Consider the following 14,266-nt stretch of genomic DNA (forward strand, 5'->3'; position numbering starts at 1 on the left):
CCATTCGGTACAGGGGCTGGCGATTTCGGGGCGGGGGGCGTAAGCCCTGCGTGTTAAGTCTGAAGGAGTTTCCTTGTGCCGAGCGACACGACCCGCTTGAACGCCACAGCCTTTTCCAACATCCGCCCGCAAGGCGGGGCTGGCAGCCTGGCCAACCGAAAACTTGTATCCAGCTGGCTGTTCCTTCTGGCCTTCATGATCTGGGTGATGGTCGGCATTGGCGGCTATACGCGTGACTCCGGCTCCGGCCTGTCGATCATGCGCTGGGAGCCGATCATCGGCGTGCTGCCGCCCTTGAGCCAGGATGCCTGGAACAAGATTTTCGCGCTGTACAAGACCATCCCACAATATCAGCTCCAGCATCAGGGCATGGGGCTGGCCGGGTTCAAGCAGCTGTTCTGGCCGGAATATATTCATCGCCTCTGGGGAAGGCTGATGGGGGCGGTGCTGCTGCTGCCGCTGATCGTCTTCGCGCTCACCGGGCGGGTGGAGAAGCGGCTGGTGCCCTGGCTGGTGCTGCTGTTCCTGCTCGGCGGGCTGCAGGGTTTCATCGGCTGGTTCATGGTCTCCTCCGGCTTCCGGGCGGACAGCATCGCAGTGGAAGGCTGGCGGCTCTCGCTGCATTTCTTCGGGGCGATGTTCCTGTTTTGCGCGGTGCTGTGGACGGCTCTGGTCATCCGCCACCCCGAACCGGCCCGTTATGAGGGGCTGAAGGGCCTGCGTGGCCATACCATCGGCGCACTGCTGCTGCTGCTGCTGGCGATGTGGGGCGGCACCATGGTCTCCGGCATTCACGGCATCGCCGATTTCAGCCTGAAGGATCATATCGGCACCGGCCAGCCGCCGGCCGGCTGGCCGATGACCGGGGTGCTGAACTCCGCCGGGGCGATCATTTTCGGCCATCAGATGCTGGCGGTGTTGGCGGCTCTGGGCATCCTCACCCTTACAGTGCGCGCCTTGCGCAGCGAGCTGCCCGGCCCGGTGCGTGATGGCGCGCTGATCGTCGGCGGGCTGGTCATTTTGCAATTCATCCTGGGTGTGACCGCTCTGGTCTCCGGCCGCTACGATATCGGCGTGGCGCACCAGATGAACGCGGTGCTGCTGCTGGGGGGGATGCTGTTCATCGTCTTCACCCTGCGCGGGGCGACCCGCCGCAAGAGGGGGTGAGATGAGGCAGGACCGCGCCGTCGGCACCTGGCTGTTGCTGCTGGCCGGTATGGTCTTTGGCATGGTGGTCGGCGGCGGGCATGCGCGCACCATCGGGGCGGGGTTCACCATCCAGGTCTGGCGGCCTTTCACCGGCTTCATCCCGCCGCTGAACGCGGCGGATTGGAACCAGCTTTACGGGCTGTATCAGCACACCGCGCAATACCAGGCGCAGCCGATCGACATGGCGCAGTACAAGGCCTTGTTCTGGCCGATGTTCCTGGATCGCTGCTGGGGCCGGCTGATGGCCTGCGTGTTTCTGCTGCCCTTCGGCTATTTCCTCTTAAAGGGCCGCATTCAGCGCAAGCTGGCGCTGTGGCTGGGCTTCATCTTCCTGCTCGGCGCGGGGCAGGCCACCTATGGCTGGTACATGGTGCAGACCGGGATGTATCCCGGTGTGGTTTCACCGCCACCGGAATGGGCGGCGCCGCATCTGCTCTCCGCCATGCTGATCCTGCTCCTGCTGATCTGGACCGGCATGAGCCTGCGCACCCCGGAGCCGGTGCCGTTGGAAGGGGCTAGCAGCTTGCGCGGGCTTGCCAGCGCCTCGGTGCTGCTGATCTGGATCACCATGGGCTTCGGCGCGCTGGTCGCGACCTCGGGCGCCCTGCATGTCTATAACTCTTTCCCGACCATGGATGGCGCCTGGACGCCGCCGGGCGCCTTCGCCCAGGACCCGCTCTGGAGCAATTTCGTCACCAACAAGGGCACGGTGCAGTTCTGCCACCGGCTGCTGGCGACGGTCACGGCGCTGACCGTGCTGACCACCGCCGTGATGGGGCTGCGCCGCCGGCTGCCGCCGGCGCTGCGGGATATTTTTCTGCTGCTCGCCTTGCTGGTGGCGTTGCAATATGTGCTGGGCATGGCCACGCTTGTGCTGGGCAATAATGAGCTCGGCTTTGTGCATGAGCTGAATGCCGTGCTGCTGTTCGCCACCGCCATCGCCGCCCGCCACGGGCTGCGCGGCGCGGTGGCCGCCCCTGTTGGGGCGCTGGCGGCGGCGGAATAGGAGTGTGAGAGATGAGTGACGCGCTGACCAAGGCGGATGAATTCTTCCACGGCCCGCAAGGGCTGGATCTGGCTGATGCTGCCAAGCACATCGCCACCGCGCTCGACGGGGCGGATGATGGCGAGCTGTTCCTGGAATACCGGGAATCAGAGTCCATCTCGCTCGATGATGGCCGCATCCGTGCCGCCAGCTTCGATACGCGTCGCGGCTTTGGCCTGCGCGCGGTGCTCGGCGAGGCCGCCTATTATGCCCATGCCGGGGATATTTCCGCCGCCGCCTTGGGCCGCGCGGCGCAGACCATCCGCGCCGCCAAGGCGATGGAGCAATCGGTGACGGCCGGCGAGCCCGCCGCCGCCGGGGCGCCGCTTTACGTGGGCGTGAACCCGCTGGGCGAGGCGCCGTTCGCGGAGCGCGCGGCGTTGCTCAAGCAGATCGACGATTTCGCCCGGGGCGCGGATAAGCGCGTGGTGCAGGTGATGGCAAGCATAGCCGGCGAGTGGCAGGTGATCGAGATCGTCCGCGCCGGCGGGGCGCGGGTGGCGGATATCCGCCCGCTGGTGCGGCTGAATATCTCCGTGGTGCTGGAAGAGAACGGCAAGCGTGAATCCGGCAGCCATGGCGCGGGCGGGCGCTCGGGCTATGGCGCCTATATCGACCCGAATTTCTGGCAGAATGCGGTGCGCGAGGCGATCCGCCAGGCCGAGGTCAATCTCGGCGCGGTGGCGGCCCCCGCCGGCGAGATGCCGGTGGTGCTGGGGCCGGGCTGGCCGGGCATTCTGCTGCATGAGGCCATCGGCCACGGGCTGGAAGGCGATTTCAACCGCAAGCAGACCTCCGCCTTTGCCGGGCTGCTGGGCAGCCGCATCGCCGCCCCGGGTGTGACCGTGGTGGATGACGGCACCATCCCCAACCGCCGTGGCTCGCTGACCATCGACGATGAAGGCACGCCGACCAGCCGCACGGTGCTGATCGAGGATGGGATTCTGACCGGCTTCATCCAGGACCGGCAGAATGCCCGGCTGATGAATATGCGCGCCACCGGCAATGGCCGCCGCCAGAGCTACGCCCACGCGCCGATGCCGCGCATGACCAACACCATCATGCAAGGCGGGCAGGATAAGAAGGAGGACATGATCGCCTCCGTGAAGCGCGGGCTGTATGCGGTGAATTTCGGCGGCGGCCAGGTGGATATCACCTCCGGCAAGTTCGTGTTCTCCGCCTCCGAGGCTTATCTGATCGAGGATGGCAAGGTGACGTCGCCGGTGAAGGGGGCGACGCTGATCGGCAACGGGCCGGATGCGTTGACGAAGGTGGAGATGATCGGGGATGATCCGGCTCTGGACCCTGGCATTGGCACCTGCGGCAAGAATGGCCAGGGCGTGCCGGTGGGGGTGGGGCAGCCGACAATCAAGCTGTCGGGGCTGACCATTGGCGGAACCGCGGCGTAAATAAAAGTTTTTGTGGGGTGTTTTTGAAAAAACACCCCACACCCCCAAAAACTTTTATGACTTAAGAAATCGTCGTGGTGCCCCGGGCAATCGCCGCCACGCCCGTGCGCGACACTTCCGCCAGACCCAGCGGGCGCATCAGCTCCAGAAACGCGTCCAGCTTATCCGTCGCCCCGGTGAGCTCAAAGGTGAAGCTCTCCGTCGTCGCGTCGATCACGCGCGCCCGGAACGCATCCGCCAGGCGCAGCGCCTCGGCCCGCTTCTCGCCCGTGCCCAGCACCTTGATCAGCGCCAGCTCGCGCGCCAGATGCGGCCCTTCGGACAGATCCAGCACTTTATAAACCGGCACCAGCCGGTCCAGCTGCGCCTTGATCTGCTCGATCACCATCGCCGTGCCGCGCGTCACCACGGTGATGCGGCTCTTCGAGCCGTCCCGCTCCACCGGTGCCACGGTGAGGTTGTCGATATTATAGCCACGGCCGGAAAACAGCCCGATGACGCGCGCCAGCACGCCGGATTCATTCTCCACCAGAACCGAGATGGTGGCGGAGCGCAAATTCGTTTCAGACATCAGACCAGCGCCATCCCTTCATTGGTAACCGCCGGGCCTTCATCCTTATGCTCCGGCCCCAGCAGCATTTCATTATGCGCCGCACCGGAGGGGATCATCGGGAAGACGTTCTCCTTCTGGTCGACGCAGATATCGGCGATCACCGGCTTGTCGATCGCGATCATCTCCGCGATCACCCGGTCCAGATCATCCACGCTCTCGGCGCGCAGCCCCACACCATGGAAGCTCTCCGCCAGCTTCACGAAGTCCGGCAGGGCTTCGGAATAGCTTTGCGAATAGCGGCTGCCATGCAGCAGCTCCTGCCACTGGCGCACCATGCCCATATATTGGTTGTTGAGGATGAAGATCTTCACCGGCAGCCGGTACTGCGCCAGCGTGCCCATCTCCTGAATATTCATCAGGATGCTGGCCTCGCCGGCAATGTCGATCACCAGCGCGTCCGGGTGCGCCACCTGCACGCCCATCGCGGCGGGCAGGCCGTAGCCCATGGTGCCAAGCCCGCCAGAGGTCATCCAGCGGTTCGGCTTCTCGAACTTGAAATGCTGGGCCGCCCACATCTGGTGCTGGCCGACCTCGGTGGTGATGTAGGTCTCGCGCCCGCGTGTGGCCTGGTAGAGCCGCTCGATCGCGTATTGCGGCTTGATGATGCTACCCTTGTCGCGCGGCTGGGTGAAGCGCAGCGAGTTCTTGCTGCGCCAGACATCGATCTGCGCCCACCAGTTCGCCAGCGCGGCCTTGTCGGTCTTGGTGCTGTCCTGCTTCCAGGCGGCGATCAGCGCCTTCAGCGTCGCCAGCGCATCACCGATAATGGCTACATCCACCTGCACCGTCTTGTTGACATTGGCGGGGTCGATATCGGCGTGGATTTTCTTCGAGTTCGGCGAGAAGGCGTTGAGCCGACCGGTGACGCGGTCATCGAAGCGGGCGCCGAGATTCAGCATCACGTCGCAGCCATGCATGGCGAGGTTCGCCTCGTAGGTGCCGTGCATGCCCAGCATGCCGAGGAAGAGCGGGTCCGAGGCCGGAAAGGCGCCGAGGCCCATCAGCGTGTTGGTGATCGGAAAACCGGTGAGGCGGGTGAACTCGGTGAGCAGGCGCGAGGCCTCCGGCCCGGCATTGATGACCCCGCCGCCGGCATAGATCACCGGGCGCTCGGCGCGCTTGAGCAGCGCCACCGCTTCGGCGATGCGGCGCGGGTCCGGCGCGGTCTGCGGGCGGTAGGAGCGATGCACGGGCTGGGCCGCCGGCTCCTGATAGGGCGCCGGGGCGATCAGGATATCCTTGGGCAGATCGATCAGCACCGGGCCGGGGCGGCCGGTGCGCGCCACCAGGAAGGCCTCGTGCACCACCCGCACCAAATCTCCGGACTGCTTGACCAAGTAATTATGCTTGGTCGCCGGGCGGGTGATGCCGGTGGTGTCCGCCTCCTGGAAGGCGTCATTGCCGATGAGATGTGTGGGCACCTGGCCGCACAGGCAGACCAGCGGGATGCTGTCCATCAGCGCGTCGACCAGACCGGTGACGGCGTTGGTGGCACCAGGGCCGGAGGTGACCAGCACGCAGCCGACCTTGCCGGTGGAGCGGGCATAGCCCTCCGCCGCATGCACCGCCGCCTGCTCATGGCGCACCAGGATGTGACGGATCTCGTTCTGCTGGAAAATCGCGTCGTAAATCGGCAATACGGCGCCGCCGGGATAGCCGAAAATCACATCCACGCCCTGCGCCTTGAGCGCCCGGAGCAGGGCTTCCGCGCCGGAATTCATCAGCTCGGGTGCTGTGTTCGTGTGATCCATGCTAAACCTGCCATTCACGTCGGGAGTATTTCATGTTCCGGTACAGCGGCGGGATGCGAAGGTCAACCGGGGCTGTTCAGGAAGTTTCGTAAATCAGCGATATTTCTTTCCGAAAATTGCGTGTGACTGCCAATTCTTGAATGAATTATTTGCATGCCTGTTGTGCCGACGAGCGTCTGATGCCGAAACCAGGTCATCTGCCGCTTGGTATATTGGAAGGTGGCGAGGCAGGCTCGGGCTTTCGCCTCCTCCAGGCTGATCTCGCCGCGCAGATGCGCCGCCAGTTCCGGCATGCCATGGGCGCGCAGCAGCGGGGCGTCGGGCGGCAGGCCCAGCGCCAGCAGTGCCCGCGCCTCCTCCAGCGCGCCGCCCGCCAGCATGGCGGTGAAACGGGTTTCGATCGCGGCTTTCAGATCCGGACGGGGCGGGTCGAGCAGGATCATTTTCAGATCCCAGCCTTGCAGCCGGTCGGTCGGCTGCGCCTGCCAGTAGGTGATGCCCTTGCCGGTGCCGATCAGCACCTCATAGGCCCGGGCGATGCGCTGGCTGTCGCCTGGCTTCAGCTTCGCGGCGGTCGGTGCATCCAGCTTCGCATGCAACGCTTCCGGGCCGATCTCCGCCAGCAGCGCCCTGGCCTCGGCCCGGGCCGTCTCGCCAGGGTCGGGAATATTGGCGATGCCCTTCACGAGAGCCGAGAAATACATGCCGGTGCCACCGCAAAGGATGGGATAGTCGCAAGCCGCCATCTCCGCCTTCGCCGCCTCCCGCCACCAGGCGGCGTTCGCCGGTTCATGCGCCGCGCGCACGCCGTAGAGCCGGTGCGGGGCCTGGGCTTCGTCCGCTTCCGAGGGGCGGGCGGTGAGCAGGCGCAGCTCGCGGTAGCATTGCATCGCATCGGCATTGATGATGCTGCCGCCCATCTCGGCGGCCAGAGCCAGGGCCAAGGCGGATTTTCCGCTCGCCGTCGGTCCCGCCAGGATCAGACCCCGCCGTTGCCCTAAGCCGTTCTCTGCCCTATCCGTCGCGTCCATGACATCCGCCCAATCCCATATCGTGACGCTCGTGGCCAGCATCGAGGCCGGCACCCTCTCCGCCCAGGACGCCGCCCGCGCCCTGGCCTATTCGGAAGGGCGCAATCTGACCTGGCTGGAGGAGGGCAGGGCGGTGGAATTCCACGCCCCGCGCGCCCCGGACCGTTCGGCGATCGCGGCGATTCTCAGCCACAAGGCGGTGGATATTTTCCTCACCAAGCCGCGCGGCCGGCGCAAGGCGGTGCTGGTGGCGGATATGGATTCAACCATCGTCACCGCCGAGACGCTGGACGAGCTGGCGGCCTTTGCCGGACTGAAAGAGAAAATCGCCGGCATCACCGCGCGGGCGATGAACGGGGAGCTGGATTTTCATGCCGCCATCCGCGAGCGCGTCGGGCTGCTAAAGGGGCTGCCGGTGGCGAAGCTGGAGGAATGCTGGAAGGAGATCCAGTACAGCCCCGGCGCGAAAACGCTGGTGGCGACCATGAACAGCTTCGGCGCCACCACCGCGCTGGTTTCCGGCGGTTTCACCTTCTTCACCGACCGGGTGGCGCAGGAGCTGGGTTTTGCCATCCACCGCGCCAACACGCTGCTGGATGACGGCACGGCGCTGACCGGCGAGGTGGGCGAGCCGATTCTGGACAAGGATTCCAAGCTGGCTTCGCTGAACGAGCTGGCCCAGGCGCGCGGCGTGCAGCTGACCGCGACGCTGAGCGTGGGCGATGGCGCCAATGATCTGCCGATGCTCAAAGCCGCCGGGCTGGGCGTGGCGTATCGTGCCAAGCCGGTGGTGGCGGCGGAAATGTTGAACCGCGTGGTGCACACGGATCTGACGGCTTTGCTCTTCGCGCAGGGCTATCCGGCATCCGCGTTCAAAGGCTGAATTTTAAGGGAAAACCCTGGTAGCGGCGGAAGGATTTGAACCTCCGACCAAGGGATTATGATTCCCCTGCTCTACCACTGAGCTACGCCGCCACAAGAGGTGAGCGTGCGGGTACTTCGCCGCGCGGCAGAAGTCAATGCCCATAAAAAAGCCCCGGACACATGTCCGGGGCTTTTTCCGTGGAGGCTGGGGTTCAGCCTTCCATGTCGTTGGCGATGCTGGCCAGCACCTGCGGGGATTTGGATTTCAGCACCATGAACCAGATCAGCCCGAGGATGATGTAGGCCGCGAAAATCTGCGGTAGATACTGGTCCGGCGCGGCCGGCCAGGGGAACACGGAGCTGTAGACCACGAAGCCCATCAGCGCCACGCCGACCAGGCTGCAGATGATGTTCCAGGCGCTGAGTTTGCCGGTCTTGGCGACATCCAGCGAGGAGACGATGGACACGCCCAGATACACTATCACGAAGCCATAGGTGGAAATGGTGCCGCCGATATTGAAGGCGTTGAGATAGCCCTGGGTGATCGCCAGGGCGACATAGCCGATCATCACGATGACGGTGCTGAACAGCACCGCGACATAGGGCGTCTGGTGGGTTTTATGCACCATGCCCATCGAGCTGTGCAGGAACTGGTAGCGGCCCATGGAGAAGAGCATGCGCGAACCGGCATTGAGGCAGGCCAGGGCGCAGGCGAAGGCGCTGATGGTGGCGGCGAAATAGACCACGGCACCGGCCCAGGGCAGATGCGCAGCCTTGGTCATGTCCGAGAAGGGCGAGGCGGAGCTGCCCATGGCGGCGGTGTTGTCGCCCGAGCCCATGACCATGAAATAGCTGGTGACCACGAAGAACAGCCCGGCGGCGGCGGCGGAGCCGATGACGGCGAAGGGTACGGCGCGCTGCGGGTTGCGGGCTTCCTTGGCCAGGGTGGCGCTGCTCTCGAAGCCGACGAAGCTGAACACCGCGAAGGCCATCGCGGACATCATGCCGCCGACCGGCATATGGCTGAAATCGAGCTGCTTGGGGTCCACCACGGTGCCCTTCTGCGCCACCACCATGGCGATGATGACGACGATGATCGCCATCGACAACGCTTCCAGCAGCAGCCCGGCGCGCGAGGACATTTTGATATCTCGGAAGGAGGCGAAAGCGACGAGGCCGAGGAAGGCCGCGCCATACACGCCCAGCCAGAAATTATTCAGGCTGAGATTGAAGGGGGCCAGGATGGTGTTGATGTAGAGCGGCGCCGCGGTGACCACGGCGATGGCGCAGGCGAGATAGGCCAGGATCATCAGCCAGCCGGCCATGGCCCCCGCCACCGGGCCGAGATTGCGGCCGATATAGACGAAATAGGAGCCCGCCTCCGGATGGCGCTTGGCCAGGGTGGAGATATTGGCGCCCACGAACACGCAGCCGATGGTGGCGATGAGATACGACACCCAGGAGGCGGTGCCGGCGATGCCGGCGACCACGGCGATGTTCAGCGCCGGGGTCAGGGTGGGCGAGATATTGGCGATCGACTGGCCGATCGTCTCCGGCAGGTTCAGCGAACCCTGCCTCAACTTCGCTTCAGTCTGGTGCGCCGCGATGTCCGTGGTTGCGACCATACTCTTCAATCTCCTTGCTGGAAGCCTGTCTCCCGCCAGCGCCAGGCGCCGGCGGGGTCTGTTGTTGCGGCAATGCAAACACCGTGCCGTTTTTGCGTATGTCCCCTGGGAGGCCGCCTAATGCCCGCAGCACCCGCCGCCATGCAGCTTGCTGGCGCGGTTGGTCTCCGGGGCGATGTCGATGCCGGGATTCTGGTTGAAGAAGCCGACCGGCATCAATTTGAAGCCGGTCTTGATGCAGGGCTGCACCGGGAAATCCTCCGGCCGGGGCTGGTGATGCAGGCCAAACACGTGCCAAAGCACCAGATCGGTATTTTCCAGCGCCCGATCCTGCTTGACGAAATCCGCCACCCCGCCGGATCCGTCAGAATGGTTCATATATTCGCCGGCGGGAAAGCGCTCCTCCTCGGAGAATTTCGTCACCCAGAGATGGTTCTGCATGAAGTTGGACCGGATGCCTGACGGAGATCCGGGGCGGAAGAAGGGAGTGAGGGTGGATTCCGGCATCAATTTATAGCCGACCGGCTTGCCGGTATGGTTCAGCTTGTTGGGGTTGATCACCTTCCAATAACGCTGGGTCGCCGGATTGGCTTTGCGGCAGGCCTCCAGCTCGGTCTTCAGCATTGTATCCTGCTGGTAGAAGGCGTTGCCATAGGGGTTCCTGGCTTCGTCTTCCTCCGCATATGTGTTGCATTCGACGATGGAATTGCCCGGCCCATCCACCGCCATTTCCAACCGGGCGCAGAAGGCGTGCTGGTGGATATGGCCCTGCAGCCCGGGGGCGACCTCCACCCCGTATTTGGTGGGTTGGCCGGGCAGGCAGGCAGAGGTGTTGATGATGCCGGTGGCCTTCATCTCGAATTCGATTTCGCCGGCCTGGTCGAAATACCAGTAGAAGGCATATTCGTAATTGCCGACGGTGCAGATCGAGGAGATCACCAGCTTGCGCCCGCGCCGGACCTCGGTGCGCTCGGTGCGGAAATCCCAATGTTTCCAGAGGATGCCGTTATCCTCCTCATGGATGCAGATGGCCTTCTCGATCTCGAAAATGCCGCCTTCCATGGTGTTCAGCGCGGCATCCAGATAGGCGATATAGCCCAGGCAGTCGCAGCCCAGCTTCAGCGAGTTGGTGAGCTTGCCCAGCCCATATTCGCCGATATCGAAGACATTCTTGCGGAAATGCCCGCCCTCCGGCACGCCGTAGGGCACCACCATCTCGGCGATGGAAGCGCGGGCGACAATCGGCCGGCCATCGTAAGAAATATCGTGCAGGGTCAGCCCCTCGCGGGCATTGAAGCCGATGACGCAGCGCCATTTATCCCAGCTGATTTCGCGGCCCTTGAGCACGAAGCTCGCCCCTTCCGGCTGGATGATGTCGAGCGGCTTCAGCGCCGGGCGGAAATCGTCGCGGAACTGCGCCTCGTAATTGAATTCCGCCATCGGGATCGGCAGCACGCCATAATCACCCACCCGGATCACCTTGCCCGCCTTGATATCGACCACGGCATTGATGCCCTCGATCGGGTGGGCGTAGAAATTCTCGTTCTCATAGAGGCGAAGCCAGCAGAATGTATGGGAAAGATAGCCGCCTTCCTCGCCCTTCACGCCGAAATTCCCGGCCGACCAGGGGTCGACGCAGACCTTGCTCATGTCGGTGACGCCGCGCTTGGCACAGGCGGCGATGAAATCCGGATGGGCGCGGACGATATCCTCGATCTGGATGAATTGTTCGAGCTGGATCATCGGCCGTGCCTCCGGATGGAAGCTCTTTGCGGTGACGATATTGTCGGCCAAGGAGAGGCTGAGCCGCCAGACGCCGGGCGCATCGGCCAGAAAAATATTGGCGCGCGCCTCGCGCGGGCAGGGCTGGCCGGCGCGGTAGGCGGCCAGGGCAGCTTGGCTCGGCTCCTTCAGCTCGATCACCTCGAACAGATAAGGCAGCCCAAATGCCGCATCGGCGCGGATGATCGCCACCACCTGCTGGATTTCGGCGGCGTCCAGCGGGGTGAGCGGGTGGCGGAGGCTCGCGCACAGGCTCGGCGCGGCCGGGGTTGGCAGATGCAGATCGTCCATCGTCACACTCCTGGTTTTGGTCAGCGCTGCCGTCCTGAAGGCAGCTGGCTGTTTGATGCCCGGAGTAGAGACGAAGATGCCGGCGACGCGCTTGACATTTGGTGTCAAAATCAGTGCAACCAGAAAGGCTGTTTAAGGTGGCGGCGCAGAAACTGGGCTTGGTTTGCATCGTAAATGGGCGATTGCTTATTCTTGTGTGATTTTTTGCTTTAGCGTAAAAAATCTTTCCTGAAAGGGTGAGCGCATGGGTGTGGAGCCGCATATCGCCGCCGCTGCCGCGGCAGGGATCGAGGCGCTGATCGGCCAGTGCGGCGGGGATGCGCCGTCCTTGCTGGCCGGGTTGGCCTTGCCCGCCGCCCGGCTGGCCGACCCCACCCAGCGTCTGAGCCTGATGGCCTATTGCCGGCTGTTCGAGCAAGCGGCGGCGCAGACCGGGCTGGATGATTTCGGCTTACGCTTTGGCCAGCAATATGCGCCCGAACAGATGGGCGCGCTGGGCGCGCTGGTGCTGGCCTCGCCGGATCTGGGGGCGGCGCTGCGCAATCTCTGCGCCTATTTCCCGGTGCTGCAGGAGCATTCCTGCCTGCGCCTGCGCGCCCAGGGCGCGGTGATGGCGCTGGAATATCAGATCGGCGATGGACGGATCACCCAGCGCCGGCAGGATGCGGAGCTGTCTTTGGCGGTGTTCGCGGGGGATATTTCGCCGGGCCTTGGGCCCGGGTTTCGCGCCGCTGGAGGTGCAGTTCGAGCATCTGCGCCCGGCCGGAGCCCGCGCGGCGTCTGGCTTCCGCGCCCCGGTCTATTACGCCGCCCCGCGCAATGCGCTGCTGTTTCCCGCCGAATTGCTGGCGGCGAAGATGCCTGGGGCGGCTGCGGCGCGGCTGCCGGGGCTGCTCGCGGCGCTGCGCCCGCAATTGGCGGATGGGGGAGCACGGGATTTCGTCGGCCAGGTGCTGGGGCTGATCCGGGACGGGTTTCTGAACGGGGCGGCGCAGATCGACCAGGTGGCGCAGCGTCTGGGGGTGAGCCGGGCCGGGCTGCATCGGCGGCTGCGCCAGGAGGGGGTGGCGTTTTCAGACCTCACCGCCCGCATCCGCCGCGATCTGGCCCAGGATTATGTCGGCCAGCCGGGGATCGCTTTCACGGATATCGCGCTGCTGCTTGGATATTCCGAACTCAGCGCCTTCACCCGTGCCTTCACGCGCTGGACGGGGCGCTCCCCCGCGCGGTACAGACAGGCGTGCCGACACGCTCCCTGATCCTCGCCAGCGCCTCCGCCAGCCGCAAAGCCATGCTTGCCGGGGCCGGGGTGAATTTCTCGGCGGTGGCCTCCTCCGTGGATGAAACCGCGCTGAAATCTGGCTTTACCGGCGCGCCAGAGGCGCTGGCGGCGGCGCTGGCGCAGGCCAAGGCACAGGCGGTCTCCGCGCTTTATCCCGGGGCGCGGGTGATCGGCGCCGATCAGGTGCTGGTCTGTGACGGGGTGGTCTATGACAAGCCGGCGGATCTGGCGGCGGCGGGCGACCAGCTGCGCGGCTTTCGCGGCCGCACCCATGAGCTGATCAGCGCCGCCTGCCTGGTGCAGGATGGGGCGCTGCTCTGGGCGCATGCGGCGCGCGCGCAATTGACCATGCGTGAATTCAGCGAGGATTTCCTGCAGGATTATCTGGTCGCCGAGGGCGCCGAGATTCTGCATTGCGTCGGCGCCTACCGGCTGGAGGCGCAGGGGGCGCAGCTGTTCGAGCGGATCGAGGGCGATTATTTCACCGTGCTCGGCCTGCCGCTGCTGCCGCTGCTCGGCGCCTTGCGCGCCCAGGCCGTGCTGCCGGGTTAGAGCAATAATCATCTGATCTGAAACGGAAGGTTCAGATCAGATGATTGAAATTGCTCGCAAAGAAAAAGCTAGAGTGTTTTTCATTTGATGAAAAACATTCTAGCCCGCCTCCTTCGCATCCAGCAGCTTCTGGATCGCCGCCACCGTTTCCGGCGATAAATTCCGCAGCTCCTTGGCCAGCCGGTTGGCGAGCGCCGTCTGCGCCGCGCTCAGCCCCGCGCTGTTAAGCTTCAGCCGGGGTCGCGATTGCCGGGCCAGGGCCGCCAGCTCATCCGCATCATCCCAGATCAGCCCGAAAAACTGGCAGACCTGATGCACCAGCCCGGCGGAGGGCGCGCCCCGCCGCCCATGTTCCAGCGCCGAGAGATAGGCCGGTGAGACCTCCAGCGCCGCGGCCATGTCCTTCAGCAGAATGCCCCGCTCCTGGCGCAGCGCCCGCAATTTCTCCCCGAACGGCGTCATCCCCGGCGCCGGCGCAGCAGCACGCGAATGGCCCCCACATTGCGCGCATGCGGGTGGGCGAGGCCCAGGATGAGCGGCCGCATCGCCGGGGTGTTGAGCCAGTGCGGCAGCTCACGCGCCAGAATCTCGCCATTGCCGGTGACGATCTCCACACAGCGCAGCCCCGTGGCCTGCGCCATCTCCAGAAACCGTGTGACTTCCGTATGGGCCCGGGCGGCGGTGTGGCCGTGCAGGTCCAGCTTCGCCTCGGCGCGAATTTTCTGGCCACGGAATTTCGACCAGGTGGATTTATCCAGCCCCGCCGGCGGCGCATTCACCGCCAGCCAGGACGGGCTGGGCAGTTTTACGCG

Annotated in this window: 13 protein-coding genes, 1 tRNA gene and 1 pseudogene; 7 read left to right on the plus strand and 8 right to left on the minus strand. The window is 64.8% G+C overall.

The annotated features are described in order from the left end of the window. The first annotated feature begins 75 nt into the window (after positions 1–75). The 3 genes from MXAZACID_RS13190 to tldD are packed head-to-tail and all read left to right on the plus strand — an operon-like array spanning position 76 to position 3,663. On the plus strand, positions 76–1,167 hold the full coding sequence (locus MXAZACID_RS13190) for a COX15/CtaA family protein (RefSeq protein WP_008494916.1): 1,092 nt from the start codon (positions 76–78) through the stop codon (positions 1,165–1,167). Position 1,168: 1 nt separating this feature from the next. Then, complete coding sequence (locus MXAZACID_RS13195) at positions 1,169–2,215, plus strand: COX15/CtaA family protein (RefSeq protein ID WP_008494917.1); 1,047 nt, start codon at positions 1,169–1,171, stop codon at positions 2,213–2,215. An 11-nt stretch (positions 2,216–2,226) separates the two neighbouring features. Then, positions 2,227–3,663 carry a metalloprotease TldD gene (gene tldD, locus MXAZACID_RS13200; RefSeq protein WP_008494919.1) on the plus strand — a complete coding sequence of 479 codons (1,437 nt, stop codon included), beginning with the start codon at positions 2,227–2,229 and terminating at the stop codon, positions 3,661–3,663. 61 nt (positions 3,664–3,724) lie between these two features. Here the strand turns inward: tldD and ilvN are convergent, their stop codons facing one another. The 3 genes from ilvN to miaA form a co-directional block, all read right to left on the minus strand. Next, positions 3,725–4,234, minus strand: a complete 510-nt coding sequence (ilvN, locus tag MXAZACID_RS13205) for an acetolactate synthase small subunit (protein WP_008494920.1) — start codon at positions 4,232–4,234, stop codon at positions 3,725–3,727. Then, entirely contained in the window at positions 4,234–6,027 is a 1,794-nt protein-coding gene (locus MXAZACID_RS13210) for an acetolactate synthase 3 large subunit (protein WP_039885374.1), read from the minus strand. Before MXAZACID_RS13210 ends, ilvN begins: the two co-directional genes overlap by 1 nt. Before the next feature lie 62 nt (positions 6,028–6,089). Next, positions 6,090–7,058 carry a tRNA (adenosine(37)-N6)-dimethylallyltransferase MiaA gene (gene miaA, locus MXAZACID_RS13215; protein WP_039885376.1) on the minus strand — a complete coding sequence of 323 codons (969 nt, stop codon included), beginning with the start codon at positions 7,056–7,058 and terminating at the stop codon, positions 6,090–6,092. On the opposite strand from miaA, the gene serB reads away from it, so the two are divergent. Next, entirely contained in the window at positions 7,057–7,941 is an 885-nt protein-coding gene (serB, locus tag MXAZACID_RS13220) for a phosphoserine phosphatase SerB (protein ID WP_008494923.1), read from the plus strand. The genes miaA and serB overlap by 2 nt on opposite strands. 17 nt (positions 7,942–7,958) lie before the next feature. Here serB and MXAZACID_RS13225 read toward each other — a convergent pair. The 3 genes from MXAZACID_RS13225 to MXAZACID_RS13235 form a co-directional block, all read right to left on the minus strand. After that, positions 7,959–8,033 (minus strand) — tRNA-Met (locus MXAZACID_RS13225). Between the two features lie 101 nt (positions 8,034–8,134). Beyond that, on the minus strand, positions 8,135–9,547 hold the full coding sequence (locus MXAZACID_RS13230) for an APC family permease (protein WP_008494924.1): 1,413 nt from the start codon (positions 9,545–9,547) through the stop codon (positions 8,135–8,137). A 117-nt stretch (positions 9,548–9,664) separates the two neighbouring features. Then, complete coding sequence (locus MXAZACID_RS13235) at positions 9,665–11,620, minus strand: primary-amine oxidase (protein WP_008494925.1); 1,956 nt, start codon at positions 11,618–11,620, stop codon at positions 9,665–9,667. 244 nt (positions 11,621–11,864) lie between these two features. On the opposite strand from MXAZACID_RS13235, the pseudogene MXAZACID_RS20495 reads away from it, so the two are divergent. The 3 genes and pseudogenes from MXAZACID_RS20495 to MXAZACID_RS20180 form a co-directional block, all read left to right on the plus strand. After that, a pseudogene (locus tag MXAZACID_RS20495) lies at positions 11,865–12,284 on the plus strand (AraC family transcriptional regulator ligand-binding domain-containing protein); the annotation flags it as partial. Continuing rightward, positions 12,283–12,879: an AraC family transcriptional regulator gene (locus MXAZACID_RS20175; RefSeq protein ID WP_256378781.1), complete on the plus strand. Its 597-nt coding sequence runs from the start codon at positions 12,283–12,285 to the stop codon at positions 12,877–12,879. The pseudogene MXAZACID_RS20495 and the gene MXAZACID_RS20175, both read left to right, overlap by 2 nt. Beyond that, the gene (locus MXAZACID_RS20180; protein WP_008494927.1) at positions 12,861–13,454 is read left to right on the plus strand and encodes a nucleoside triphosphate pyrophosphatase; all 594 of its coding nucleotides are present in this window, start codon (positions 12,861–12,863) and stop codon (positions 13,452–13,454) included. Before MXAZACID_RS20175 ends, MXAZACID_RS20180 begins: the two co-directional genes overlap by 19 nt. Before the next feature lie 99 nt (positions 13,455–13,553). Here the strand turns inward: MXAZACID_RS20180 and MXAZACID_RS13250 are convergent, their stop codons facing one another. Continuing rightward, the gene (locus tag MXAZACID_RS13250) at positions 13,554–13,916 is read right to left on the minus strand and encodes a helix-turn-helix domain-containing protein (protein WP_008494929.1); all 363 of its coding nucleotides are present in this window, start codon (positions 13,914–13,916) and stop codon (positions 13,554–13,556) included. Further along, positions 13,913–14,266 (minus strand): Smr/MutS family protein (locus tag MXAZACID_RS13255; RefSeq protein WP_008494930.1); only part of this gene is annotated, 354 nt, incomplete at its 5' end. The genes MXAZACID_RS13255 and MXAZACID_RS13250, both read right to left, overlap by 4 nt.

Origin of the sequence: Acidocella sp. MX-AZ02 (assembly GCF_000306035.1) — a bacterium.
In the GTDB taxonomy this organism is placed as follows: Bacteria; Pseudomonadota; Alphaproteobacteria; order Acetobacterales; family Acetobacteraceae; genus Acidocella; species Acidocella facilis.

Excerpts from the sequence above, each read along its gene's own strand:
- serB (WP_008494923.1), top strand. The coding sequence starts at position 7,057 with ATGACATCCGCCCAATCCCATATCGTGACGCTCGTGGCCAGCATCGAG.
- MXAZACID_RS20175 (WP_256378781.1), top strand. The coding sequence starts at position 12,283 with ATGCGGAGCTGTCTTTGGCGGTGTTCGCGGGGGATATTTCGCCGGGCC.
- MXAZACID_RS13250 (WP_008494929.1), bottom strand. The coding sequence starts at position 13,916 with ATGACGCCGTTCGGGGAGAAATTGCGGGCGCTGCGCCAGGAGCGGGGC.
- MXAZACID_RS13230 (WP_008494924.1), bottom strand. The coding sequence starts at position 9,547 with ATGGTCGCAACCACGGACATCGCGGCGCACCAGACTGAAGCGAAGTTG.
- MXAZACID_RS13195 (WP_008494917.1), top strand. The coding sequence starts at position 1,169 with ATGAGGCAGGACCGCGCCGTCGGCACCTGGCTGTTGCTGCTGGCCGGT.
- MXAZACID_RS13235 (WP_008494925.1), bottom strand. The coding sequence starts at position 11,620 with ATGGACGATCTGCATCTGCCAACCCCGGCCGCGCCGAGCCTGTGCGCG.
- MXAZACID_RS13210 (WP_039885374.1), bottom strand. The coding sequence starts at position 6,027 with ATGGATCACACGAACACAGCACCCGAGCTGATGAATTCCGGCGCGGAA.
- miaA (WP_039885376.1), bottom strand. The coding sequence starts at position 7,058 with ATGGACGCGACGGATAGGGCAGAGAACGGCTTAGGGCAACGGCGGGGT.
- ilvN (WP_008494920.1), bottom strand. The coding sequence starts at position 4,234 with ATGTCTGAAACGAATTTGCGCTCCGCCACCATCTCGGTTCTGGTGGAG.
- tldD (WP_008494919.1), top strand. The coding sequence starts at position 2,227 with ATGAGTGACGCGCTGACCAAGGCGGATGAATTCTTCCACGGCCCGCAA.